Origin of the sequence: Aeromonas sp. D3 (assembly GCF_027705025.1) — a bacterium.
Classification (GTDB): Bacteria; Pseudomonadota; Gammaproteobacteria; order Enterobacterales; family Aeromonadaceae; genus Aeromonas; species Aeromonas salmonicida.
This window is the reverse complement of the sequence record NZ_JAPDBE010000013.1, coordinates 22,917-44,912: the sequence shown is the minus strand read 5'-3', so window position 1 is coordinate 44,912 and position 21,996 is coordinate 22,917. Positions and strand designations below refer to the sequence as shown.

General features: G+C 60.2%; 20 protein-coding genes. 14 read left to right on the top strand and 6 right to left on the bottom strand.

Annotation, left to right across the window (positions count from 1 at the left end):
• The first annotated feature begins 29 nt into the window (after positions 1 to 29).
• Together ilvA and ompA are read left to right on the top strand one after the other, a co-directional pair.
• Entirely contained in the window at positions 30 to 1,550 is a 1,521-nt protein-coding gene (gene ilvA / locus OKC28_RS09940; RefSeq protein WP_005318222.1) for a threonine ammonia-lyase, biosynthetic, read from the top strand.
• 314 nt (positions 1,551 to 1,864) lie between these two features.
• Positions 1,865 to 2,971 carry a porin OmpA gene (ompA, locus tag OKC28_RS09935; RefSeq protein ID WP_155602369.1) on the top strand — a complete coding sequence of 369 codons (1,107 nt, stop codon included), beginning with the start codon at positions 1,865 to 1,867 and terminating at the stop codon, positions 2,969 to 2,971.
• 56 nt (positions 2,972 to 3,027) lie between these two features.
• On the opposite strand, the gene OKC28_RS09930 is transcribed toward ompA, so the two are convergent.
• Positions 3,028 to 3,480 (bottom strand): HPP family protein, encoded by a 453-nt coding sequence (locus OKC28_RS09930; protein ID WP_155602370.1) that lies wholly within the window; start codon positions 3,478 to 3,480, stop codon positions 3,028 to 3,030.
• Positions 3,481 to 3,556: 76 nt separating this feature from the next.
• Here OKC28_RS09930 and OKC28_RS09925 point away from each other — a divergent pair, with 76 nt between their 5' ends.
• Together OKC28_RS09925 and OKC28_RS09920 are read left to right on the top strand one after the other, a co-directional pair.
• Entirely contained in the window at positions 3,557 to 4,111 is a 555-nt protein-coding gene (locus OKC28_RS09925; RefSeq protein WP_270689053.1) for a TetR/AcrR family transcriptional regulator, read from the top strand.
• Between the two features lie 52 nt (positions 4,112 to 4,163).
• The gene (locus tag OKC28_RS09920) at positions 4,164 to 5,279 is read left to right on the top strand and encodes a hypothetical protein (RefSeq protein ID WP_270689051.1); all 1,116 of its coding nucleotides are present in this window, start codon (positions 4,164 to 4,166) and stop codon (positions 5,277 to 5,279) included.
• An 87-nt stretch (positions 5,280 to 5,366) separates the two neighbouring features.
• Here OKC28_RS09920 and priA read toward each other — a convergent pair whose 3' ends face one another.
• The gene (priA, locus tag OKC28_RS09915; protein ID WP_270689049.1) at positions 5,367 to 7,574 is read right to left on the bottom strand and encodes a primosomal protein N'; all 2,208 of its coding nucleotides are present in this window, start codon (positions 7,572 to 7,574) and stop codon (positions 5,367 to 5,369) included.
• A 147-nt stretch (positions 7,575 to 7,721) separates the two neighbouring features.
• On the opposite strand from priA, the gene rpmE reads away from it, so the two are divergent.
• The 3 genes from rpmE (at position 7,722) to OKC28_RS09900 (ending at position 10,964) form a co-directional block, all read left to right on the top strand.
• Complete coding sequence (gene rpmE, locus OKC28_RS09910) at positions 7,722 to 7,937, top strand: 50S ribosomal protein L31 (protein ID WP_005318234.1); 216 nt, start codon at positions 7,722 to 7,724, stop codon at positions 7,935 to 7,937.
• A gap of 169 nt (positions 7,938 to 8,106) precedes the next feature.
• A complete protein-coding gene (locus tag OKC28_RS09905; protein ID WP_166541512.1) occupies positions 8,107 to 9,540 on the top strand; it encodes a DUF2867 domain-containing protein in 1,434 nt (477 codons plus the stop codon).
• A gap of 179 nt (positions 9,541 to 9,719) precedes the next feature.
• Positions 9,720 to 10,964: a malic enzyme-like NAD(P)-binding protein gene (locus OKC28_RS09900; RefSeq protein ID WP_155602373.1), complete on the top strand. Its 1,245-nt coding sequence runs from the start codon at positions 9,720 to 9,722 to the stop codon at positions 10,962 to 10,964.
• A gap of 79 nt (positions 10,965 to 11,043) precedes the next feature.
• Here the strand turns inward: OKC28_RS09900 and OKC28_RS09895 are convergent, their stop codons facing one another.
• The 4 genes from OKC28_RS09895 to trmA form a co-directional block, all read right to left on the bottom strand.
• Positions 11,044 to 11,226 (bottom strand): hypothetical protein, encoded by a 183-nt coding sequence (locus OKC28_RS09895; protein ID WP_166541505.1) that lies wholly within the window; start codon positions 11,224 to 11,226, stop codon positions 11,044 to 11,046.
• A gap of 54 nt (positions 11,227 to 11,280) precedes the next feature.
• On the bottom strand, positions 11,281 to 12,606 hold the full coding sequence (gene rstB, locus OKC28_RS09890) for a two-component system sensor histidine kinase RstB (RefSeq protein WP_155602375.1): 1,326 nt from the start codon (positions 12,604 to 12,606) through the stop codon (positions 11,281 to 11,283).
• Positions 12,607 to 12,644: 38 nt separating this feature from the next.
• Complete coding sequence (rstA, locus tag OKC28_RS09885) at positions 12,645 to 13,352, bottom strand: two-component system response regulator RstA (protein WP_005318245.1); 708 nt, start codon at positions 13,350 to 13,352, stop codon at positions 12,645 to 12,647.
• Positions 13,353 to 13,488: 136 nt separating this feature from the next.
• On the bottom strand, positions 13,489 to 14,622 hold the full coding sequence (trmA, locus tag OKC28_RS09880) for a tRNA (uridine(54)-C5)-methyltransferase TrmA (RefSeq protein WP_155602376.1): 1,134 nt from the start codon (positions 14,620 to 14,622) through the stop codon (positions 13,489 to 13,491).
• A gap of 172 nt (positions 14,623 to 14,794) precedes the next feature.
• Between trmA and OKC28_RS09875 the strand changes: the two genes are divergently transcribed.
• The 7 genes from OKC28_RS09875 to OKC28_RS09845 all read left to right on the top strand — a co-directional run bounded on the left by OKC28_RS09875 (position 14,795) and on the right by OKC28_RS09845 (position 21,983).
• Positions 14,795 to 15,937 (top strand): DUF5610 domain-containing protein, encoded by a 1,143-nt coding sequence (locus tag OKC28_RS09875; RefSeq protein WP_021138479.1) that lies wholly within the window; start codon positions 14,795 to 14,797, stop codon positions 15,935 to 15,937.
• A gap of 90 nt (positions 15,938 to 16,027) precedes the next feature.
• Complete coding sequence (locus OKC28_RS09870; protein ID WP_270689043.1) at positions 16,028 to 16,567, top strand: ATP--cob(I)alamin adenosyltransferase; 540 nt, start codon at positions 16,028 to 16,030, stop codon at positions 16,565 to 16,567.
• A 99-nt stretch (positions 16,568 to 16,666) separates the two neighbouring features.
• The gene (locus OKC28_RS09865; protein WP_270689041.1) at positions 16,667 to 18,349 is read left to right on the top strand and encodes an HAD-IIIC family phosphatase; all 1,683 of its coding nucleotides are present in this window, start codon (positions 16,667 to 16,669) and stop codon (positions 18,347 to 18,349) included.
• Positions 18,342 to 18,572 (top strand): acyl carrier protein, encoded by a 231-nt coding sequence (locus OKC28_RS09860; RefSeq protein WP_043142890.1) that lies wholly within the window; start codon positions 18,342 to 18,344, stop codon positions 18,570 to 18,572. Before OKC28_RS09865 ends, OKC28_RS09860 begins: the two co-directional genes overlap by 8 nt.
• Positions 18,569 to 19,318: an AAC(3) family N-acetyltransferase gene (locus OKC28_RS09855; protein ID WP_270689037.1), complete on the top strand. Its 750-nt coding sequence runs from the start codon at positions 18,569 to 18,571 to the stop codon at positions 19,316 to 19,318. The genes OKC28_RS09860 and OKC28_RS09855 overlap by 4 nt, the downstream gene beginning before the upstream one ends.
• A 61-nt stretch (positions 19,319 to 19,379) precedes the next feature.
• Positions 19,380 to 20,735, top strand: a complete 1,356-nt coding sequence (locus OKC28_RS09850; RefSeq protein ID WP_270689035.1) for a DUF4910 domain-containing protein — start codon at positions 19,380 to 19,382, stop codon at positions 20,733 to 20,735.
• Between the two features lie 132 nt (positions 20,736 to 20,867).
• Positions 20,868 to 21,983: a class I SAM-dependent methyltransferase gene (locus OKC28_RS09845; protein WP_249217800.1), complete on the top strand. Its 1,116-nt coding sequence runs from the start codon at positions 20,868 to 20,870 to the stop codon at positions 21,981 to 21,983.
• The last annotated feature ends 13 nt before the right edge of the window (positions 21,984 to 21,996 follow it).

Below are 21,996 nucleotides of genomic sequence, written 5' to 3'. Positions count from 1 at the left end.
CCCATCAATGCGAGACGGAGGAATAACTCATGGTCTCTGCGGCTGATTATCTACGCAAGGTGTTGCTCTCCCCCGTCTATGAGGCGGCGCGGGTGACTCCCTTGCAGACCCTTAAAAAATTGTCTGAACGGCTTGGCAACCATGTGGCGCTCAAGCGTGAAGACTTGCAACCCGTGCACTCCTTCAAGCTGCGTGGTGCCTATCACAAGATCGCCACCCTGACCCAGGAGCAGAAGGATCACGGCGTCATCGCCGCCTCTGCCGGCAACCATGCCCAGGGGGTCGCCCTGTCGGCGGCCAAGCTCGGCATCAAGGCCATCATAGTGATGCCCAAGACCACGCCGGACATCAAGATCGATGCGGTACGCCGCCAGGGCGGCAATGTCATGCTGTTTGGCAACAGTTTCGATGAGGCCTATGCCGAAAGCCGCCGCCTCTCCGAACTGGAGGGCTACACCCTGATACCGCCGTTTGACGACGTCGAGGTGATCGCGGGCCAGGGCACTATCGGCAAGGAGTTGCTGGAGCAGGATACCCACCTCACCCACGTCTTCGTGCCTGTGGGTGGCGGTGGCCTGGCTGCAGGTGTGGCGGTTTATATCAAGCAGCTGCTGCCGGACGTCAAGGTGATCGGGGTGGAAGCGGAGGGGTCCGCCTGCCTCAAGGCTGCCATGGAGGCCGGCGAACCTGTCAATCTGGAGCGGGTCTCCCTGTTTGCTGACGGTGTAGCGGTCAAGCGCATCGGCACCGAGACCTTCCGCCTGTGCAACCAGTATCTGGACGAGGTGGTGACCGTCTCCAACGACCAGATCTGCGCCGCGCTGAAAGACATCTTCGACGATTGCCGTGCCATCGCCGAGCCGTCGGGGGCCTTGTCGCTGGCCGGTCTCAAGGCCTACAGCGAGCGGGAGCAGGTCAAGGGCGGGCGGATGGCGGCCATCCTTTCCGGTGCCAACGTCAACTTCCACAGCCTGCGCTATGTGTCGGAGCGCTGCGAGATCGGCGAGAAGCGCGAGGGCATGCTGGCGGTGACCATACCCGAGCGCAAGGGGGCCTTCCTCGACTTCTGCCGTCAGCTCGGCCCGCGCATGGTGACCGAGTTCAACTACCGCTACTCGGATGCGGCTCAGGCCTCCTTGTTCGTCTCGGTGCGCCTGACCGGTGGCGACGAGGAGCTGGGCCAGATCATCGACCAACTCGGCGGCAACGGCTATCCAGTGGTCAATATGACAGAGAGCGAGCTGGCCAAGAACCACGTGCGCTACATGATTGGCGGCCGCCCGGCCCGGCCCCTCGGTGAACGTCTCTACAGCTTCAAGTTTCCGGAGCAACCGGGCGCCCTGATGCGCTTTCTGGAGACCCTGGGCTGTCGCTGGAACATCAGCCTGTTCCACTACCGCAACCACGGCGCCGACTACGGCCGTGTGCTCTGCGCTTTCGAGCTGCCGGATGAGGACGTGGCCGCCTTCCACGACTACCTGCGCGAGATTGGCTACGGCTGGAAGGAGGTGAGTGACGACCCCGCCTACCGGCTGTTTCTGGCCAGCTGATACAGAGCGAAAAGCAGGAGGGAGGCGTTATGTCTCCCTCTTCTTTTTGGGCCTGTTCTTGGGTCTTAGGTGGCGACAGCGACATATTGGCCACCGGAAGAGCCAAGTTTATGCAGCGCTTTCAACGCTCTATGACAATCCTCATGCACAGGGTCGTTTTCCCGTCTGGAATGTCGCCAGCTTCACACTCTTGAGTCCCTGGTCATTTGAGGCTGACAAGAGATGGGATAACCTGAGTGACGGGGCCAGCTTGGCCCCATCAGGGAAGAGAGCGCATTGCGCGCCCACAACGACTTATTGCAGAGGCTTTCACCATGAATAAATCGATACTTGCCGCTCTGGTCAGCGGCCTGCTTGCGACGGGGGCCGTGCAGGCTGCCGCCCAGGACAATACCTGGTATGCCGGGGGCAAGGCCGGTTGGTCCAAGTACTTCGACGTCGACCAGAAGCAAGTGGTTTCGAATACCCTGGGGGCGCTGCAAAATACCGGCACCAGCAAGGATGCTCTCGGACTGGGTGCGTTTGCCGGTTATCAGCTCAACCCCAACCTGGGTTTCGAGTTCGGCTATGACTGGCTCGGCAAGTACACCTCGTCCGGTGAGCTGAGCGGGGTCAGGGTGGAGGGAGAAGCCAAGAGCCAGATGATCCAGGCCACCATGAAAATAGGGTTTCCGGTCAATGATGCGCTGGATCTCTATGGCCGGATTGGTGGTGGCTACGCCTGGACAGACAGCGAGCTGTCAGCCCGGACGGCGACCGATTTCATCAAGGAGACCGGCGACAAGCATGGCGCAGTTTTTGTCGGGGCCCTGGGCGCCGAATACGCTATCGACCGTGACTGGGCCGCCCGTCTCGAATATCAGTACACAACCCCGCTGGGAGATGCCTCCCTCGATCGTTCCGGCATAGAGATGGATAACGGCCTGCTCTCGGTGGGCATGCTCTATCGCTTCGGCCAGCACGGGAACGAGGTGGTGGCCCCTGCTCCGGCCCCTGCCGTGGAACCCGCACCTGCCGTTGTGGTGGCCCCCAAGACGTTCAGCCTGAGTTCGGATGTGCTGTTCGAGTTCAACAAGGCCACCCTCAAGCCGGCTGCCAGTCAGGCGCTCGATACCCTGTTCAGCCAGATAGTGGCCGCCAATCCCAAGGACGGTGCCGCGACTGTGGTGGGGCATACCGACCGTATCGGCTCCGATGCTTACAACCAGGCATTGTCGGAACAACGTGCCCGCACAGTGGCCGACTATCTGATCGCCAAGGGACTGTTTGCCGACAAAGTGCGAGTCGAGGGGCGTGGCAAATATTCCCCCGTAACCGGCAACAACTGCAGCACTGGCTCCAGGCCCGCACTCATCGCCTGTCTGGCCCCGGATCGCCGGGTCGAGATCCACCTGGAAGGGGTCTCCCAGCCAGTCCAGTAACGGCATGGACGGGATAGCGAGATAACAAAGAGGGAGGCGCTGCCTCCCTCTTTGCTTTATGTGGTTTTGAGCGGCCACAGCTTCAGCCGTTGAAAACCTTGGCCCAGCAGGATCAGCAGCAAGGCGCCCGGCAGCACTGTCTGCCACAGGAAGGGCCACTCCTGCCCCGTCATCAACACCAGCAAGGGGTTGGCGCCAGCGGGGGGATGGATGAGATCCAGGCCCTGCATCAGCGCTATGGCCAGACCCACTCCCAATGCCAGCTGCAACTCCAGCGGCAAGGGGAGCCACTGCACCAGCAGTCCGACGCTGGCGGTCAGCAGATGGCCTCCGAGCACCTTGGACGGACGAGCCAGCGGGCTTGCCGGCAGTGAAAACAGCAGCACACAGCTTGCCCCGAAAGGCGCCATGATCAGGGCCGTGTGCCAACTGACGTTCAACCAGCCCAGTATCCCGATCGCCAAGGCGGCCCCCAGCCCTGCCCAGAACGGGCCATACCATTTTTTCATCACGTTTCTCTCTTGGTTTGTCTGACGTGATTAGGCACATTAGGTAGACAGATCGGTGTACTTCAAGGGATAAATCGTGAGTGAAAAGCGCCAGCAGCTGATGGCAACCGCCTATCGCCTGTTCAATCGCCATGGTTTTCACGCAACCGGCATAGATCGCATCTGGGCGGAGGCGGGTAGTACCAAGCGAACCCTCTACCGCCATTTTCCGACCAAGGATGCCTTGATCGAGGCTGTACTGCTCTCCCGCGAGCAGGAGTTCTTCGCCCTGCTCGAGGGGAAGCTGGCAGGTCTGGAGGAGAGGGAGAGTCGATTGCAGGCTCTGCTCGACGGATTCGGGGAGTGGTTTGGTCGCAGTGATTTCTACGGTTGCAACTTCATCAATGCCAGCGCCGAATTTGCCGATCCGCGTCATCCGGTGCGCAAGCTGGTGGTGGCGCACAAACAGGCGCTGTTGAACTGGGTCAGGATGCAGCTTGGGTGCAGCATCCCGCAAGCTACCGGACTTTGTCTCTTGCTGGAGGGCGCCGTTGTGATGGCCCACAGCTATCAGCAGCCGCTGGCACTGGTGCAGGCCAGATCGCTGGCCCTGGCCTTGTTATGTGCCGATGATGATGCAACCGTGAACTGATATAGCCAATCGGTGTTAAGCCCCCAGTTGCAGCTGGTCGATAACTGACCAGATGTATAGCGCCGAGGGCGATCAGATGCGCATCGATCACTACGACCTCCAGGGGGAGGTGCAACACCAGTATCAGCAGCTACAGACTCGCAAGGTACGTAATCTGGGGCCTGTCGCCCCGGTTGTGCCCGGGAATACGACAGCCGGTGAGGCCACCCCTGCTGCAGGTCCGGCTGCGGATCCTGTTGTGGAACGCGTGGTGGCGGAGTTGATGCGCTCAGCCAGAACGATCTCGACGCAAGGGGGGGCGGGTCAGCAAGGTGTCATGGGGACTGAGGGGGTACCCTCTCTGGTCAATCCGGAAGCCGAGGAGACCAATCCAAATGACGGCCTGGATAACCGGCTGCGGCTGATCAAGCTGATGATAGAGGCCATGCTCGGCCACGAGATAGAGCTGCCCAAACCCATCAAGTCATCTGAAGGGGAGATGGAGGGCGTGGCCCAGGGAGAGGCCGCCCCTCAGGCAGCGGAGCCGGATCAGGCGGTGGAGGTGACCGACACTCTGCTGGAACAGGAGCAGCTCAATGTAGTGGCATCGGCCAGCGTGCAGACCAGTGACGGCCAGACCCTGCAGCTCGATCTCGGCTTTGTACTCGACTGGCGGCAGCTTGAAGTGAGTCAGCGCCGCACCACCCTCAATGCCCTGAAAGACCCGCTGGTGCTCAGTCTGGATGGCAAGATAGCCGATCTGACCGAGGCAAGGGTCAACTTCGATATCGATCAGGATGGCAAGGATGACAGCCTGCCGGGTTTGAGCGAAGGCAGCGGTTTCGTGGCGCTGGATCGCAATGGCAACGGCGCCATAGACGATGGTGGCGAGCTGTTCGGTGCCCGTTCCGGCAACGGTTTTGGTGAGCTGGCGGCGCTGGATGAAGATGGCAACGGCGTACTGGATGAACGAGACAGCCACTTCTCTGCCCTGCAGTTCTGGCACCCGGATCATGCCCCCATCGCCCTGGTGGAGCTTGGGATAGGTGCCATACTGCTGCGCCCCCTCGATACGCCCTTCAACCATCTGGGGGAGAGCGGCAATCAGGGGGTCTTGCGCCAATCCGGCCTCTACCTCACCGAGCAGGGCAAGGGGGGCTGGGTGCAGCAGATCGATCTGCGGGTCTGAACCCGGACCCAGGCTGGCGAATCGCGGGATCGCGAGCCACCACTTCTGGCGAGTCGCCGTCAGCGCTTGAGCAATATACGAATTGGTTCAGTTCAGCTCGGTGGGGTCTATATCCAGACTCCAGCGCACCTTCTTGGTCTCGGGCCAGCCGTCCAGCTCCTTGACCGCCCAATCCATCAGTTGTGCCAGCGGGGCCCGGTTCGGCCCCTGCACCAGCAACTGCATCCGGAACTTGCCCGCCTTGCGTTCCATGAAGCCGCTGATGGGCCCCAGTACCTGCACGTGGGGGTAACGGGCGCTGCGCAGCGTATCTGCGAGGCGAGCGAGAAACAGCTGTACCTCGTCACGGCCATTGGCCTCGGCCCGAAACAGCCCCTGATAGCTGAACGGTGGCAACCCCAGCAGGTGACGCTCTTTCAGCGCTGTGTCGGCGAAGTGGCCGTAGCCGTTCTGGGTCAGATCCTGCAACAGGGCATGTTCCGGGTGGTGGCTCTGCAACACCACCAGACCGGGCTTGCTGGCACGACCTGCGCGACCCGCCACCTGGGTGTAGAGCTGGGCCAGCTTCTCGGCGGCGCGAAAATCGGCGCTGAACAGGGCACCATCCACATCCAGCAGGCCCACTAGCGTCACATCCGGGAAGTGGTGGCCCTTGGCCAGCATCTGGGTGCCGATCAGGATCTTGTACTTGCCCGCCTTGATGTCGCCGAGATGGGTCTCCAGCTCCCCTTTACGGCGGGTGTTGTCTCTGTCGATGCGCACTACGGGGTATTGGGGGAAAACCGTGGTGAGCAGCTGCTCAAGCTGTTCTGTGCCCACCCCTGAGCCTATCAGCTCGTTGCTGCCGCACTCGGGGCAGCTGTGGGGCAGGGGGCGCACGCTGTCGCAGTGGTGGCAGTGCAGGCGACGCCCTGCCTGATGCCAGGTGTACCAGGCGTCACAGCGCTCGCAGGCGGCGCTCCAGCCACACTGGTGGCAGATCAGCGACGGGGCATAGCCGCGCCGGTTGAGAAACAGCATCACCTGATTGCCTGCCGCCAGGTGCTCCGCCATCAATTGCTCCAGCTGGGGGGAGAGCCCGGCCTGCAGTCGAACGCTCTTGATGTCCAGGATCACCTGACGGGCAGTCTGGGCGTTGCCGGCGCGGCGGGTCAGGCTGAGGTGGTGATACTTGCCGGTTCTGGCGTTGTGCAACGTCTCCAGCGACGGGGTGGCCGAGCCGAGCAGGATGGGAATGCCGGCGCGATGGGCCCGCATCACGGCGAGATCCCGAGCGTGGTAGCGAAAGCCGTCCTGCTGCTTGAAGGAGCCGTCGTGTTCCTCGTCGATGATGATGATGCCGAGGTTCTTGAACGGGGTGAAGACGGCGGAACGGGTCCCTATCAGGATGGCGGCGCCGCCATCGCGGCAGGCGAGCCAGGCATCGAGCCGCTCCCTGTCATTCATGGCGGAGTTCATCGCCACCACAGGCACCTTGAAGCGGCGGCGGAAGCGGTTGATGGTCTGGGGGGTCAAGCCAATCTCCGGCACCATCACCAGCGCCTGCTTGCCCGCCTTGAGCAGGGGTTCGAGAATGCTGAGGTAAACCTCTGTCTTGCCTGACCCCGTGATGCCGTCCAGCAGGAAGGCGCCGAACTGGTCGCTCTGGCTGGTGACGGCGGATACCGCCAGCGCCTGCTCGCCGTTGAGGCGCAGCCCTTCTCCCGCGTCAAAGTGCGTCGCCCAGTCACTATCGTGACTCGGCTCCAGGCTGCGTTTCTCCAGCAGGCCCTTCTTCTCCAGCGCCGTGAGCGCCGCGCTCTGAATCTCCTCCTGCTTGAGGGCGGACGGGGTTTGCGGCCCCTTGCGCAGCAGTGCGAGGGTCTGTTGCTGCTTGGCAGCCCGCTTTAGCTCATTGAGGTCCATATCCATCCCGGCTTGCGTGGCAAACCAGAACTCCAGCTCCCGATAGGCGGCTGGCTCCCCCTTGCGTACCAGCACCGGCAGAGCGTGGGGCAGCACCTCTCCCAGCGGATGCTGGTAGTAGTTTGCGCTCCAGTTCATCAGCGCCAGTATGTCCGGCCCCAGCACTGGCGTGCTGTCGAGCACCCTTTTCAAGGGTTTCAACTTGGCTCTGGGCACCTGGCTCTCGGCCGGATGGTCGACCACCAGCCCGACCAGCGTCTGGGGACCGAAGGGGATCTCGACCCGACAGCCGGGCTCAGGCAGGGGCAAGGGAGAGAGATAGTCGAAGTGACGGCGTAACGGTACCGGGACAGCGACACGAACCAGATCCAGCGTTTGGGAAGAATTCACCAGGGATTGCCTATTTTTTCTGCGAAGCCACTTGCCTGATCTCAGGCATTTCCTATATTATTCGCAGCCTTTGAAACTGTGTTCAACAATCGTGTGGTGTCCGACAGAAGATCGGATAGCGACACGGCCTGATAATTGAGGTTGTCCATGAAAGCTGGTATCCATCCCGAGTACGTAGCCATCACCGCCAAGTGCTCTTGCGGTAACGTCATCAACACTTTCTCTACCATGGGTAAAGATCTGAACCTGGACGTGTGCTCCGCATGCCACCCGTTCTATACCGGCAAGCAGAAAGAAGTTTCTAGCGGCGGCCGTGTAGACAAGTTCAACAAGCGTTTCGGTGGCTTGACTGCCAAGAAGTAATCTTACTTCTGAAGAATTCTGAAAAAGGCGCCCATCGGGCGCCTTTTTCATTGGTCGACGTTTTGTATTGAACCGGTTTGCCCTATGGTGTTGGCTCAATCAAGGGAGATGCATGTCTGTCGATGACAGCACCTTCATGGTGAGCATGAACAATACGGGAGGAGTGCCAATGCGAAATTGTCTGGTGATGGGAGCCGCGGGTTATATCGGTTCCTATCTGGTCCCTCACCTGCAAGGGCTGGGTTATCGGGTGATCGCTGGCGCTCGTCGCCCCTGCCGCCTGCCGCAGGGCGTGGAGTTTCGCTTTGCCGACAGTCTCAAGCCCATCACACTGCTGCCTGCGCTGGCGAACATAGACACCGTCTTCTATCTGGTCCACGCCATGGGGGCTGGCGCCGATTTTCACCGGCTGGAGCAGCAGGGAGTGAAGAACTTTGCCGCCGCCGCCCGCGCCGCCGGGGTGCGCCGCATCATCTATCTGGGTGCCATTCAGCCCGAGCAGTGCAACAGTCGTCATCTCAACTCCCGCCGCTATTGTGGTGAACTATTTCGTGACTCGGGTGTACCGACGGTGGAGTTGCGCTCCGGCATCATCATAGGGCCGGGCTCGGCTGCCTTCGAGGTGATGCGGGATCTGGTGTTCAACCTGCCCATGATGGTGACCCCCAAGTGGGTGCGCTCTCGCACGCCTCCCATCGCCCTCTCCAATCTGTTGCACTATCTGGGCGGGCTGGTGGAAGTTGAGGGGGTGGATGGCCAGGTGCTCAATGCCGTTGGCCCCGAGCTGCTCAGCTACCAGCAGCAGTTGCAGAAGTTTGCCGCCCATATCGGCAAGCGCTGCCCCATTATTCCCATCCCCTTCCTGAGCCCCAAGCTTTCTGCCTGGTGGCTGCAATTCGTCACTTCTGTGCCGCAGCCGGTGGCCAAGGCGCTGGTGGGTGGCCTCAAGCACGATATCCCTGCCGATGATGGCCCGCTGCGGGCCTTGCTGCCCCAGACACTGCTCAGTTTTGACGAGGCGCTGGCGGAGAGTCTGGCGCTGGAGCAGAAGCTCGGTGCCGAGCAGCAGGGGGAGGAGACGCCGCTGGGCTTGCGCTGGCGCCATCCCGAGTACGGCTTCTATGACCGTACCGCCAGCGGGGAGGCCATTTGTCTCGCCTCGCCAGAGGTGGTGTGGCAGGTATTGCAGCAGTTGGGGGGGGAGCAACGCTACTTCTACATGAACGAACTGTGGGTGGTGCGCGAGTGGATGGATCACCTGATCGGCGGCCCGGCCCGTACTCGTGGTCGCACCAACCCGGATCGCTTCGTGAAGGGGGACATGCTGGACTCCTGGCAGATCCTGGGGGTGGACGAAGGGCGCAGGCTGGATCTGCTGTTCAACATGAAGGCGCCCGGGGTGGGGCGACTGGCATTCAATATCCTGCCGGAGGAGTCCGGTCTGACCCGGATCAGGGTCACTGCCCACTGGCATCCCCAGGGGGCCTGGGGACTGGCCTACTGGCTTGCCATGCTGCCGTTTCATCTCTTCATCTTTCAGGGGATGACGGAGGCCATCGCCAGACAGGCAGAAGCCAAAGCAGGCCTCCCTGTGATGGGATGAAACCATATCTATAACTAAATGGGTACTTCAAGTTAGCATGACGTGCTAATTACTGAATTGTCATTGGCTGCCGACGATACTTTCCTCTGTGAAAGGCCGGCGGTTTTCTTTATGATCTCCAGCCCTCGCCTGTCGCGAGCCAATGCACCACATCATTCACTTCCGTATCGGGGTCCCCCATGTCCGATCTGCGTCAAGAAGCACTCGATTACCACGCTCAGCCCGTGCCGGGCAAAATTGCCATCGCCCTCACCAAGCCCGCCGAGACAGCCCACGATCTGGCGCTGGCCTACAGCCCGGGTGTGGCCGAGCCGGTGCGCGAGATCGCCGCCAATCCCGATGATGCCTACCGCTACACCGGCAAGGGCAACCTGGTGGCCGTCATCTCCAACGGTACCGCCATACTGGGGCTGGGCAATCTGGGCCCGCTGGCTTCCAAGCCGGTGATGGAGGGCAAGGCCCTGCTGTTCAAGCGCTTTGCCGGCATAGATGCCATCGACATAGAGGTGAAGCACGAGACCAGCCAGCAGTTCATCGACACTGTGGCGGCCATCGCCGACACCTTCGGTGGCATCAATCTGGAAGACATCAAGGCGCCGGAGTGCTTCGAGATCGAAGAGGCGCTGATCGCGCGCTGCGATATTCCCGTGTTCCATGATGACCAGCACGGTACCGCCATCGTTACCGCCGCCGGTCTGCTCAATGCGCTGGAAGTGCAGGGCAAGCGCATCGAACAGAGTCGCATCGTCTGCATGGGGGCGGGGGCTGCGGCCACTGCCTGCATGGATCTGCTGATCAAGTGCGGCGCCGCGCCACACAACATCTTCATGCTCGACCGCCAGGGAGTGATCCACACGGGCCGCAGCGATCTGAACCAGTACAAGCAGCGCTTTGCCAACGATACGCCGCTGCGCACCCTGATGGATGTGATTGAAGGGGCGGATGTGTTTGTCGGTGTGTCCGGTCCGGATGTGCTGCCCGCCGAAGCGGTGGCACTGATGGCCCCCAATCCGGTCATCTTTGCCTGCTCCAACCCGGATCCCGAGATCAAGCCGTCCCTGGCCCACTCGGTGCGTGATGACCTCATCATGGGCACGGGCCGCTCCGATTATCCGAACCAGATCAACAATGTGCTCTGCTTCCCCTTCATCTTCCGCGGCGCGCTGGACGCCCGCGCCAGTCGCATCAACGATGCCATGAAGATAGCCGCGGTCGAGGCGATCCGCGGTCTGGTGAAGGAGCCTGTACCGGCCGAGGTGCTGACCGCAGCAGGGGTGAGCGCGCTTTCCTTCGGCAAGGATTACGTCATTCCCAAGCCGATGGATGCCCGTCTGCTGCCACGGGTGGCCCGTGCCGTGGCGCTGGCGGCGGTAACCTCCGGCGTGGCGCGCGTCGCTCTGCCGGCAGACTACATGCTGGAATAAGTCTGCGGCACCATGCCGACCACGACAGAAGGGGCCCCATGATGGGGCCCCTTTTTGTTACGGGAAGCTTGATGCGTCGTTATTTGGTCTTGGGAGCGACCTTGGCGGCCGGTGCCTTGGCATGAGTGGCCTTGTGATGCTTTTTCACCACCTTGGTCTGGGTCGCCTGAGGGGCGGCTGCCTTGGTGGGGGTTGCTGCCATGGTGAAGCCGGAGGTCAGGGCGAAGACAGCGGCCAGGCTCAGGGGGATCAGCTTGTTCATATTCCAGTTCCTCATTCGGGTTGATGACATGGAGCTTTTCTCCATGACTTCATCCTAGGGCTGTTCCGCTGGCGGTTCAGTGAGCGACTGGTGACGGTTTGTATCCAAATGTACAGGCAGCCTGAGGCAGAAGCGGGCGCCGACTGCACTGGGCAGCAACTGCACCTCACCACAGTGGTGGCGGGCTATGCTGCGCACTATGGCGAGGCCGAGACCGGCGCCGCCGGTACGGCGATCCCGGCTCTGATCCAGCCGCACGAAGGGCTCAAAGATCTGGGGCGCCAGCGCCGGATCTATGCCGGGGCCGTCGTCGGTCACCTCCAGCAGATAGTGATCCTGCTGCTGGCTCATGGCGAGGGTCACCCGGCAGGTGGCGTGGCGCAGGGCGTTGCCGATGAGGTTCTCCAGCGCCCGATCCAGCAGGCGGGGATCGCCGCGCCAGGGCAGGGGATGGGTGGGACACACCAAGTCGAGTCGTTTTTCTGGCAGCAGCGCCTGCCAGTCCGGTAGGCGGCTGCCGGCCCAGCTGGCCAGATCCAGCTCGCTGCATTGCAACGGCAGCTCGGGACGATCCAGCCTGGCGTAGGTGAGCATCTCCTCGATGAGGGCGTCCAGTGCCCCCAGATCGCGCTCCAGCCCCTGTTGTTCCGCTGCCGATGGTTGCGGGTCCAGCATGGCGAGCCGGTAGCGCAGCCTGACCAGCGGGGTGCGCAGTTCGTGGGCGATGGCATCGGTCAGCTGTTTGCGACTGGCCAGCATGGCTTGCAGCTGCTCCGTCATCTGATCGAAAGTGCGTCCCACCCGGCCCAGGCTGCTGCCGGGCGGCAGGCCGGTGCGGCTGGAGAGATCCCCGTCACCAACCCGGCGGGCGGTTTGTTCGAGCCGTTGCAGGCCACGCCAGTGCGGGCGCAGCCAGAGCAGGATCGGCAGACCGAGGGAGAGACCTATGGCCAGCAGCAGCCCCACATCGACCCAGTGCAGCTCGTGCAGATAGGAGAGATAGGGCACTGGGCCGACGATCAGCACTTGATCGGTGCCCGGGATGCGCTGCAGGAAGGTGTCATCCCCTTCGACGATGACTATGTTGCCCGCCTCGAGAAAGGCCTGATCCTCCTTGGCCAGCGGCTGGTTGGCGAGGGCGCCGATCTGCAGCGGCAGGGTGAGCTGGCGACTCTGCTCCGCCATGCGCACGGGCCAGCGCTCTGGCGGCAATCGCGCCAGTTCGCCGGTGAGCAGACCGAGGGAGCCTTGCATCATCCGCTCCAGATAGCGGTCGCCCGCCCGCTCGGCGCTGACCTGATAGACAAGGCCGACCAGCAGTATGGCCAGGGTGAAACAGCCGATCAGCAGCAGGTAGAACTGGATAAACAGACGGCGCATTGGGTGTGCTCTCCCGTGGTCAGTGGCGGATGGCCCTATTATTCCCAGGCGTGGGGCACCAGCAGATAGCCTTTCTGGCGCACCGTCTTGATGCGGGTCGGGTTGTTGCTGTCATCCCCCAGCTTGCGGCGCAGGCGGGAGATGGCCACATCCATGCTGCGATCCTGGCCGTCGTAGTCGCGGCCACGCAGGCTGCGAAACAGCGCCTCCCGTCCCAGGATCTGGCCCGCATGGCAGGCCAGCTCCCACAAGAGGTCGAAGTCGGCGGTGGAGAGGGGGATGCTGTCGCCATCGAGCCGAACGTCCCGGCCCGGCCCGTCGATCCGCAAGCGGCCGAACTGCAGGCGCTGGGGCGGCGTATTGGCCACGGCTGCTTGCGGTGCCTGTCCCTGCTGGCGGAACTGGACCCGCAGCCGGGCCAGCAGCACAGGGGGCGGCGTTGTCTTGAGGATGTAGTCGTTGGCTCCCAGCTCCAGACTCAGGATCTGGTTCATGTCGCTGTCGAGGGAGGTGAGCATGACGATGGGGCCCTTGAAGCGCGGCCGCAGATCCCGGCACAGGGAGAGGCCATCCTGTCCAGGCAGCATGATGTCGAGCAGCACCAAGTCTGGTTGCTCGGCTTCGATTCTGGCAAGTGCCATGTCGCCTCTGGGCTCCAGCAGCACGTCAATGTCGTGGCGGGCAAGCCAGCTGCTGATGAGCTGGCCTATTTCGGGATCATCTTCAACAAAAAGAATGCGTTGCATTGTGGCGTGACACCCTGGCAGTGGCGCGGATGCGCGCCTGCCAGCATACCGGCTCCCCGCGTGGCGTGCACCGGGATAACTAATCAAACAGGGCCCTTGGGCCCTGTTGTCACGCCGGTCCTGGAGACCCGTCGAATCAGCCTGCCTTGCGCTTCAGGTAGACCCCGGCTTCCATGTGATGGGTCCAGGGGAACTGGTCAAACAGGGCGAAGCGGGCGACTTCGTGGGTCTCGCCCAGCACCGCCATGTTGGCCTGCAGTGTCTCCGGGTTGCAGGAGATGTAGAGGATGTTGTCGTACTCCTGCACCAGTTTGACAGTGGTATCGTCGAGACCGGCGCGGGGCGGATCGACGAAGATGGTGTTGCACTGGTAACTCTTGAGATCGACTCCCTTGAGGCGGTTGAACTCCCGCTCGCCGCGCATCGCCATGGTGAACTCTTCGGCCGACATGCGCAGTATGATCAGGTTGTCGATGCCGTTGGCGGCGATGTTGAACTGGGCGGAGTCGACGCTCGGCTTGGCGATCTCGGTGGCCAGCACCTTGCGGAAATTCTGGGCCAGGGCGATGGAGAAGTTGCCGTTGCCGCAGTAGAGCTCCAGCAAGTCGCCTTCGCTCCCCCTGGTCACATCCAGCGCCCAGCCCAGCATCTGCTCATTGATGGCGGCGTTGGGCTGGGTGAAGCTGTTCTCCACCTGCTTGTAGGTGAGCTGGCGGCCGGCCACGTTGAGCTGCTCGATGACGAAGTCATCGCCCAGACAGATCTTCTGCTTGTGGGCACGGCCAATCAGCCGCAGGTCGAACCCCTGAGCCCGCAGATCGGCTTGCAGCGTCTCGGCGGCTTGCTGCCATTCGGCTTCGAGTTTGCGATGGTAGAGCAGGCTCACGATGATCTGGCCGGATTGGGTCGAGAGGTAATCGATCTGGAACAGCTTGCGACGCAGCACGAAGTGCGGGCGCAGCCCTGCCAGCAGCACCGGCATCAGCTGGTTGATCAGAAGGCTGGCGGTGGGGAAGTGATCGACCCGGATGATCTCCTTGGTGGCCTGGGCATACATGCAATGGAAGAGGTCATCCCCTTCGTGCCAGATGCGAAATTCGGCGCGCATCCGGTAATGCTCGGCGGGTGAGGCATGCACCTCCAGCGCGGGAGGATTGAAGCCGGCAAACAGTTGGGTGAGTCGCTCGCGCTTTTCGTCGAGCTGGGCCTGATAGTCGGCGGGGGTCCGCAGGGCCTGGGAGTCGGCGCCAGCTTGCTGGATTTGGGTCATGATATACCTCACATGCACACCGGCAGGGCCGGGTCGAAATCGGGGGGAAGGCAGCAGGCCACCCAAAGGGGCCCGATTTTAAAAGCCAGCCGCAGATTGTCCAGTATTTTGTGGTCAAGAAGTGTTCAATCAGGCCGATACCTGATCTACAGGCATGGTGGGAGGACACATTATGCAAATCGACGGCGTGGGCTCAGCCCAACCCAAGGGAGTGGGCGTTTCGCCCAAGGCACCCCAACAGGCACAAGAGAAGCAGGCCAGCAGCGGGGAAGAAGTCTCCTTGCACCAACCGCCCAAGTGGGCGCAGGTACTGGTACAGCAGGCGTTGCAGTTTGCGCTGGAGATCAACGGTCAGCGCTATCAGGCGCCCAAGGCAAAAGAGCCGGAGGTGGTCACCCCCGAGACCCTGTTCGACTTCCAGTCGGTGGCAGACAATGTGTTGCAGTTCATCACAGGACGGCTTGGCGCCGCCCGTGCGGACGGCAAGTCCGATGATGACCTGACCGAAATGATGGAACAGGCCCGCAAGGGCGTGGACATGGGATTTGGTGCCGCCAGGGAGCAGCTGGGTGACTGGGCCACCGAGAACGAAGACATCAAGACCGGCATCGATCAGAGCTACAAGCTGATTCAGGACGGGCTTGAGGAGTTCGAGAAAGAGTTCTTTGGCAAGGTCTCCACCACCGAGATGGGAGCGGCCGAGATGGCCAGCCGTCAGCAGGGATACCTGGAGATCCAGACCAAGGATGGGGACAAGGTGGTACTGCGCTTCAACGACAGCTGGCAGGTCAAATCCGAGAACAGCGAGAGTGGCAGTCAGTTCAGCCTCAAGTCGAGCCAGAGCTTCAGCTTCTCGCTGGAGGGGGATCTCAGCAGCGACGAGATGGATTCCATCGGCAAGCTGATCAAGGGAATCGACGATCTGGCGGGAAACTTCTTCTCCGGCAATTTCGAGGACCTGTTGAAGAAGGCGGGCGAGCTGAAGCTGGATGACAGCCAGCTGGCCTCCTACTCCCTCAAGCTCAAGCAGAGCGTCAAGCTGAGCCAGACCTACCAGGGGGCCAGCTCCCTGCAGGATCTCCTCAAGCCGCTGGCGGATTACCTGCCCAAGCTGAATCAGGTACAGCAACAGGCGGATACCCTGTTGCCGGAATCGCAACAGCAGGCACTGACCCCTGCGGTGCTGGCGGCCCGTGGCCAGAACGAACCGGCTCAGGTCAACAGCTTTACCAGCTTCAACCAGCGGATGCTGGAGGCGCTGCGAATGATAGGCCAGTTCCAGCCTGCGACCGAGCCCGCCAGCAAGAGCGTCTGAGCCGCCATCGCCAGGTTCAAGCCATAAGCTGCCGTTTGCCAGCTCCTCCGGGGGCTGGCAAACTGGCTCTTTTCCCAATCCGGTCAGCCCATGAACCCGAATCCCAAGAAGCCAAGAGACAAGCGCGAGCTCTGCTACCCCTTCATCTTCGAAACCCAGTTCCAGTGTGATTACGAGATAGCCACCGACGAGCTTTGCTGTCAGGTGGGGGCCGTGCTCGCCCAGCAGCCTCCGGAAGAAGAGACCCGCGAGATGGTGGCCGACCTGGGGGCCCTGCAGCGACTCATCTACAACCTCAACGGTTCGGTACGGGGCAAGCTCGGTATTTTTGAAGAGGATCTGGCGTGGTTGAAAACGCGGTATGACCACTACAACGAGGCGAGCCGCGGTCGGGTCACGGGTTTTGTCTTGCCTCGTGGCCCGCAGCCCATCCCCACCCTGCACCTGTGCCGCTGCGGCAGCAAGAAGGTGGTTCGCCTGCTGGTGCGCCTCGAAGAGAGCGGCGTCCGCTTCGATCCCATCCTCTATCGCTTCGCCAACCTGCTGGCCAACTTCTTCTTCGTGCTGACCGTCTACCTCAAGCAGTTGTGGCAGGTGGAAGAGGTGCCCTACGTCAGCATCAATTACTGACCAAGTGGCTGAAAAGGCTTTTATTTTTTGGGAAGATCAAAGACGATCCAGCCATGCCATTGCAATCTGGATGGCGCCGATAGCGGAGCGGGGGAAGTCATGACGACGATTCATCTCAGTGGCAGTTCATTCTTGATGCCGGGCAATCTGGCCTGGCGGTCGCTGGCTGTCCATGGCGAGGTGCAGGTCGCGCCCCATGGGCAGTGGCTGCAAACCCTGATGAATCCATCTGAAGCGGTTGCCCCCCAGACTCACATCATCATCTGGCTGTGGGAAGATCTGGTGCCGGCACAGACGCTGGTAGCGTGGAGCGGTTTGGCACAAGAGGCGCAACAGCTGGCTGTGGCCGCCTTCGTCGAATCACTCTGTCAGCCCCTGCAACAGCGTTTGCAGCGTCGACAGCAGGATCACCTGCTGGTCGGGGTCTGCAGTCGTTCCCCTGTCTCCGTATTTGGGGCTGCGCCCTCAGCGCTTGCCTGTCTGGCCCATGAATGTGAGCGTCAGCTTGCCCATTTGCGGCAGCAGTATCCCGGCCTGGATGACTTGCACCTGCCGCTCTGGTTGCAACAGCAGGGTCGCCACCACTGTTTCGACAACCGCAATCACTATCTGATGTCCTGTCCCTTCTCGATGGCCGGGTTGGCCAGTCTGGCTCAGTGGATTGCTCCCTTGCTGCAGCGGCTGCACAGGCCAGCTCACAAGGTGCTGGTGCTCGATTGCGACAATACCCTCTGGGGTGGCGTGGTCGGCGAAGATGGCGTGGGTGGCGTCCTGCTGGGGCAGGATGGGGTGGGGCGCCTCTATCAAGCCTTCCAGCAGGCGGCCATTTACTGGCATGGGCAGGGCGTCATATTGGCGCTCTGCTCCAAGAATCTGGCCGACGATGTGTGGCGGCTGTTCGATCAGCACCAGGGCATGGTGCTTGAGCGCCGGCACATAGCCGCGGCCGAGATTGGCTGGGAGTCCAAGTCAGCCGGCCTGCGGCGCCTGGCCGCGCGGCTCAATGTGGGGCTGGACAGTCTGGTGTTCTGGGATGACAGCGAGCTGGAGCGTGCCGAGGTGCGTGCCAATTGCCCCGAGGTCACCGTCATCACGCCCCCCGCCGAGATCTGGGGTTGGCCCGATGCGCTGATGACGCTCGCCGAGCTGCAAAGCCGCCACCAGAGCCGGGATGACGGCTTGCGCCAAGGCTCCTATCAGGCACAGGCAGAGGCGAATGCAGTGCGCCAGCAACTGGGCGACGAACAAGCCTTCTTGCAACAGTTGGGGCTGCGGGCGAGCTGGCAGCCACTCTCCCAAAGCAACCAGCTGCGGGCCGAGCAGCTGAGCCAGAAGACCAACCAGTTCAATCTCTCCGCCCGGCGTTATCAGGCGGGTGAGCTGGCACAGCTTGCCAGTACGCAGGGCGAGGTCTGGCTGGCCTCGCTGCAGGACAAGTTTGCCGATCACGGCATGACGGCCCTGCTGGTGCTACGCCCCCTCAATGAGGGGGCCGTGCTGCTCGATACCCTGGCCATCAGCTGTCGGGTGCTGGGGCGAGGCTTCGAACACTGGCTGCTTGCACAGCTGGCTGCCCGACTGATGGCAAAAGGCGTTGACCAACTGGTGATAAGTCTGGTGCCCACGGATCGCAACCAGCCGGCGCGGGATTTTCTGGCGACCCTGCCGACCCGGCCGATAACCACTCCAGCGGGATTGACGCCGCTGGTGGACGAGATGTTCCTCTGCCTGGATCTCCCCTCTCTTTCTCTCCCGTTTCTGGAGTTTTATGCCAATGAATGACCTCATCGCGCTGGTTCGCCAGCAATTTCCCCAGGCCAGCATCAACGAGCAGGCCGCCCTCGGCCTCGGCAGCTTTCCCGAGTGGGACTCCCTGGGACACTTCAATCTGCTGCTGCTCATCGAGCAGCACTTTGCCGTGCGGTTCGAACCGCAGGAGCTGGCCGAGCTGAAGAGCCTGGCCGATATCAGACAGGCTCTGCTGCGCAAAGGGGTTGCCGAGTGAAACAGGCCATCGAACAGGCGCTGAGCGAGCTGGGGATCCCCAAGGGGAGCGCCCTCATGGTGCACTCGGATGCCATGGTCGTGGCCCAGTTTCCCGGTATGGGCAATGCCCAGGGGATAGCCGCTTTCTGGATGCACCTGGAGCAGTGGCTGGGGGGGGATCTGCTGGTGCCGACCTTCACCTACAGCCCAATGGCGGGCGAGTGTTTCGACCCGGCAGCCACCCCGAGCAAGGTGGGACTGATGACGGAGGTGTTCAGGCAGCGTGACGGGGTGGTCCGCACACTGGATCCCATCTTCAGCTTTGCCATCAGTGGCCCCCACGGGGCCGAGCTTGCGGCCCGTGAGTGTCACGACTGCTTCGGTCAGGAGAGCCCGTTTGGCTGGCTGGCGGAGCAGGATGGCTGGTTGCTGGGATTGGGCTGTTATCCTGTTCGAGTAACTTTCGCCCATTATCTCGAGCAGCAGCTGGGTGTAAAATATAGATACTTCAAAGAATTTGAAGGAGATATCGTCATTGGCTCATCACCTGAAAGATGGTCTGGCCGATATTTTGTCCGCGACTTGGCAATAAGAAGTGACAGTGATTTGACCCGTTTGGTCACTCTGTTGGAGACGCGGGGCCAGTGGCACCAAACACTGTGTGGCCGGATTCCAGTCTGGGCTATGTCATGTAAAGACTTTATGGCGGCAGCCCGTGATCTGCTGGCCCATGATGCCTATGCATTAATAACGGCTGGCAAGTAATGCCCACTTGGTTATTTCAAGGGGAGTCTGGTAAACCAGAAATCCTTCAGTCTGGAAGATTATGACAGCATCATGTTTTGAGTTACCAGAGGACTGGCACAATAGCCCGCTCGTTGGGGAGTGTATCTATCGATTGATGGAGGTGTTGTTCCCCCTCAACCGCAGCCTGACAGGTGATGGCGTGCGCCAGACTCTGGCCCTGATCCGCCAGCACTGCCTGCCTGATCTGCAGATCCGGGAGGTGGCCAGCGGCACCGAATGTTTCGACTGGACAGTGCCCGATGAGTGGAACGTACAGCAGGCCTACATAGTGGGGCCGGACGGTCGCAAGGTGGTGGATTTCAAGGATCACAACCTGCATCTGGTGGGCTACTCGGAGCCGGTGCGCTGCACCCTTTCCCTAGCCGAACTGCAGCCTCATCTGCACTCCTTGCCCGACATGCCGGATGCCATCCCTTATGTCACCTCCTACTACAAGCGTCGCTGGGGCTTCTGCCTGCCGCACAAGGTGCGTGAGGCGCTGCCGGAGGGGGATTATGAGGTGGTGATCGACGCCAGCCTGGCGCCGGGCTCGCTCACTTATGGCGAGTGGGTGCTGCCGGGAGAGAGCGAGCAGGAGATACTGCTGTCCAGCTACACCTGCCACCCCTCCATGGCCAACAACGAGCTGTCAGGCCCCTGTGTCGGTGTCTTCCTGATGGCCTGGCTCGCCTCCCTGCCAAAGCGCCGTTACAGCTATCGATTGATGCTGGTGCCTGAAACCCTGGGGGCCATCGTCTATCTCTCCCGCCATCTGGACCACCTCAAGCAGCACACCCTGGCCGGTTTCAACCTGACCTGCCTGGGAGATGAGCGCAGCTACTCCTTCCTGCCCTCACGCCAGGGCAACACGCTGGCCGATCGCATCGGCCGTCATGTGCTGGGCCACCTGGCGCCGGGTTACAAGGCTTACAGCTTCCTGGAGCGAGGCTCCAACGAGCGCCAGCTGTGCGCCCCCGGCATCGACCTGCCGGTCACTACCCTGATGCGCAGCAAATATGGCTGCTATGCCGAGTACCACACTTCGCTCGATGATCTCTCGCTGGTGACCCCTGCCGGTCTGGCGGGCGGTTTCCTGGCGCTGCGCCGGGCTATCGAGTGTCTGGAACTGGATGAGCGTTGCGAGGTGACAGTGCTGGGAGAGCCCCAGCTGGGCAAACGGGGTCTCTATCCGGATCTGTCGACCCGCTATTCCGGTTGGCAGGTGAGGGAGATGATGAATCTGCTGGCCTACAGCGATGGCCAGCTGACCCTGTTCGAGATCGCCGAGACCATCAAGGTGCCTTTCTGGCGGGTGGTGCCACTCGCTAGATCACTTCTTGACGCGGGGTTGCTACGTCAACATAGCCCCGTTCTTGAAAATGCACTTACAAAATAATAATTACTTGGAGTGTATGGGGTTGGTAAATACGATAGTGTTCATACCTCAACTCCTTATCGAATATCACATGTCTTGTATGACAGAAAAATGCCACTTTATCTACCTTGGTCATGCTTTAAGGAAAGAATTATGAAGTGCCCATATTGTCACAGTGATAACACATTGATTTTTCTTGAGCGAAAAATGCCAACAGTCCTATCTGCATATTCTGGCAGTTTTCCTGTGAAAGTGGCAGATATGCAGATTAGTGCTTGCAAGGATTGCCTAGTCGGCTTTGCGTCGAAGAAATTATCCTCGGAAGAGTTAACTGAGATATATGATAACTATTCATATATTTCCCCGCTAAATAATATTGGCGTTACTAAATATGATGGAATGATTAATACTATCAGAAAGAATTTTAGTGTAAATGATGAAATAATAGAAATTGGTTGTTCGGAAGGGTATCTTTTGAAAAAACTCAGAGATGTTGGCTTTTCGAATGTGACGGGAATTGAGCCAGGCCCTCAGGCTGATAGTGCGAAGGCATTGGGACTCAATGTCATAAAAGGTTATTTTGATGCCAGTCATGCTAAGAATAAAATCGATGGCTATTATCTTATGCATGTGTTCGAGCATTTTGAAGACCCATTCTCAATTTTTAGATTAATGTCTGAAACATTGAATAAGACAGGGAAAATCGTAATTGAGGTACCAAACTTTGGTGGTTTTCACATTCAACACTTATTCTATTATAATATTTATTTCATGCAAGTTTTGTCTCGAGCCAATTATTTAAAAATAATAGATTATTTCATTGAAAATGGCAATCTAAGAGTTGTTTTCACTAAGAGTGAAAACGTACGATATCGCGAAATTAATCTCGTGTTCGACAAGAGAAAATATATAGAAAATCTTACGGGGATTAAAAATAGCTATGAATCATATCGTGAGAGAGTTAATGACTTTCTTAGAGGTAAAGATACTGTTTTTTGGTGGGGAGCAGGATCCGCATCTGTAATTCTTCTGAATGAAATAGAGCGAAATGTGTTGGGTAATACCAAAATAGTTGTTGTTGACGGAGATAGGAATAAGTCTAATCTTACTATCCCAGGTGTAAATTTGAAAGTTGACCATTATAGCATTCTTAACGGCACACATATCAGTAACTTGGTGATCGCATCCAGCTTCTATAAAGAGATATTCGATTCAATAGAGCTCAGTGGCATAACGTATGACCATGTGGAGGTTTTTAGTTATGCCTAAAGCCATCAGGCTG

Coding starts and splice junctions, on each gene's coding strand:
- ilvA (WP_005318222.1), top strand. CDS start 30: ATGGTCTCTGCGGCTGATTATCTACGCAAGGTGTTGCTCTCCCCCGTC.
- ompA (WP_155602369.1), top strand. CDS start 1,865: ATGAATAAATCGATACTTGCCGCTCTGGTCAGCGGCCTGCTTGCGACG.
- OKC28_RS09930 (WP_155602370.1), bottom strand. CDS start 3,480: ATGAAAAAATGGTATGGCCCGTTCTGGGCAGGGCTGGGGGCCGCCTTG.
- OKC28_RS09920 (WP_270689051.1), top strand. CDS start 4,164: ATGTATAGCGCCGAGGGCGATCAGATGCGCATCGATCACTACGACCTC.
- rpmE (WP_005318234.1), top strand. CDS start 7,722: ATGAAAGCTGGTATCCATCCCGAGTACGTAGCCATCACCGCCAAGTGC.
- OKC28_RS09905 (WP_166541512.1), top strand. CDS start 8,107: ATGCGAAATTGTCTGGTGATGGGAGCCGCGGGTTATATCGGTTCCTAT.
- OKC28_RS09900 (WP_155602373.1), top strand. CDS start 9,720: ATGTCCGATCTGCGTCAAGAAGCACTCGATTACCACGCTCAGCCCGTG.
- OKC28_RS09895 (WP_166541505.1), bottom strand. CDS start 11,226: ATGAACAAGCTGATCCCCCTGAGCCTGGCCGCTGTCTTCGCCCTGACC.
- rstB (WP_155602375.1), bottom strand. CDS start 12,606: ATGCGCCGTCTGTTTATCCAGTTCTACCTGCTGCTGATCGGCTGTTTC.
- rstA (WP_005318245.1), bottom strand. CDS start 13,352: ATGCAACGCATTCTTTTTGTTGAAGATGATCCCGAAATAGGCCAGCTC.
- trmA (WP_155602376.1), bottom strand. CDS start 14,622: ATGACCCAAATCCAGCAAGCTGGCGCCGACTCCCAGGCCCTGCGGACC.
- OKC28_RS09875 (WP_021138479.1), top strand. CDS start 14,795: ATGCAAATCGACGGCGTGGGCTCAGCCCAACCCAAGGGAGTGGGCGTT.
- OKC28_RS09870 (WP_270689043.1), top strand. CDS start 16,028: ATGAACCCGAATCCCAAGAAGCCAAGAGACAAGCGCGAGCTCTGCTAC.
- OKC28_RS09865 (WP_270689041.1), top strand. CDS start 16,667: ATGACGACGATTCATCTCAGTGGCAGTTCATTCTTGATGCCGGGCAAT.
- OKC28_RS09860 (WP_043142890.1), top strand. CDS start 18,342: ATGAATGACCTCATCGCGCTGGTTCGCCAGCAATTTCCCCAGGCCAGC.
- OKC28_RS09850 (WP_270689035.1), top strand. CDS start 19,380: ATGACAGCATCATGTTTTGAGTTACCAGAGGACTGGCACAATAGCCCG.
- OKC28_RS09845 (WP_249217800.1), top strand. CDS start 20,868: ATGAAGTGCCCATATTGTCACAGTGATAACACATTGATTTTTCTTGAG.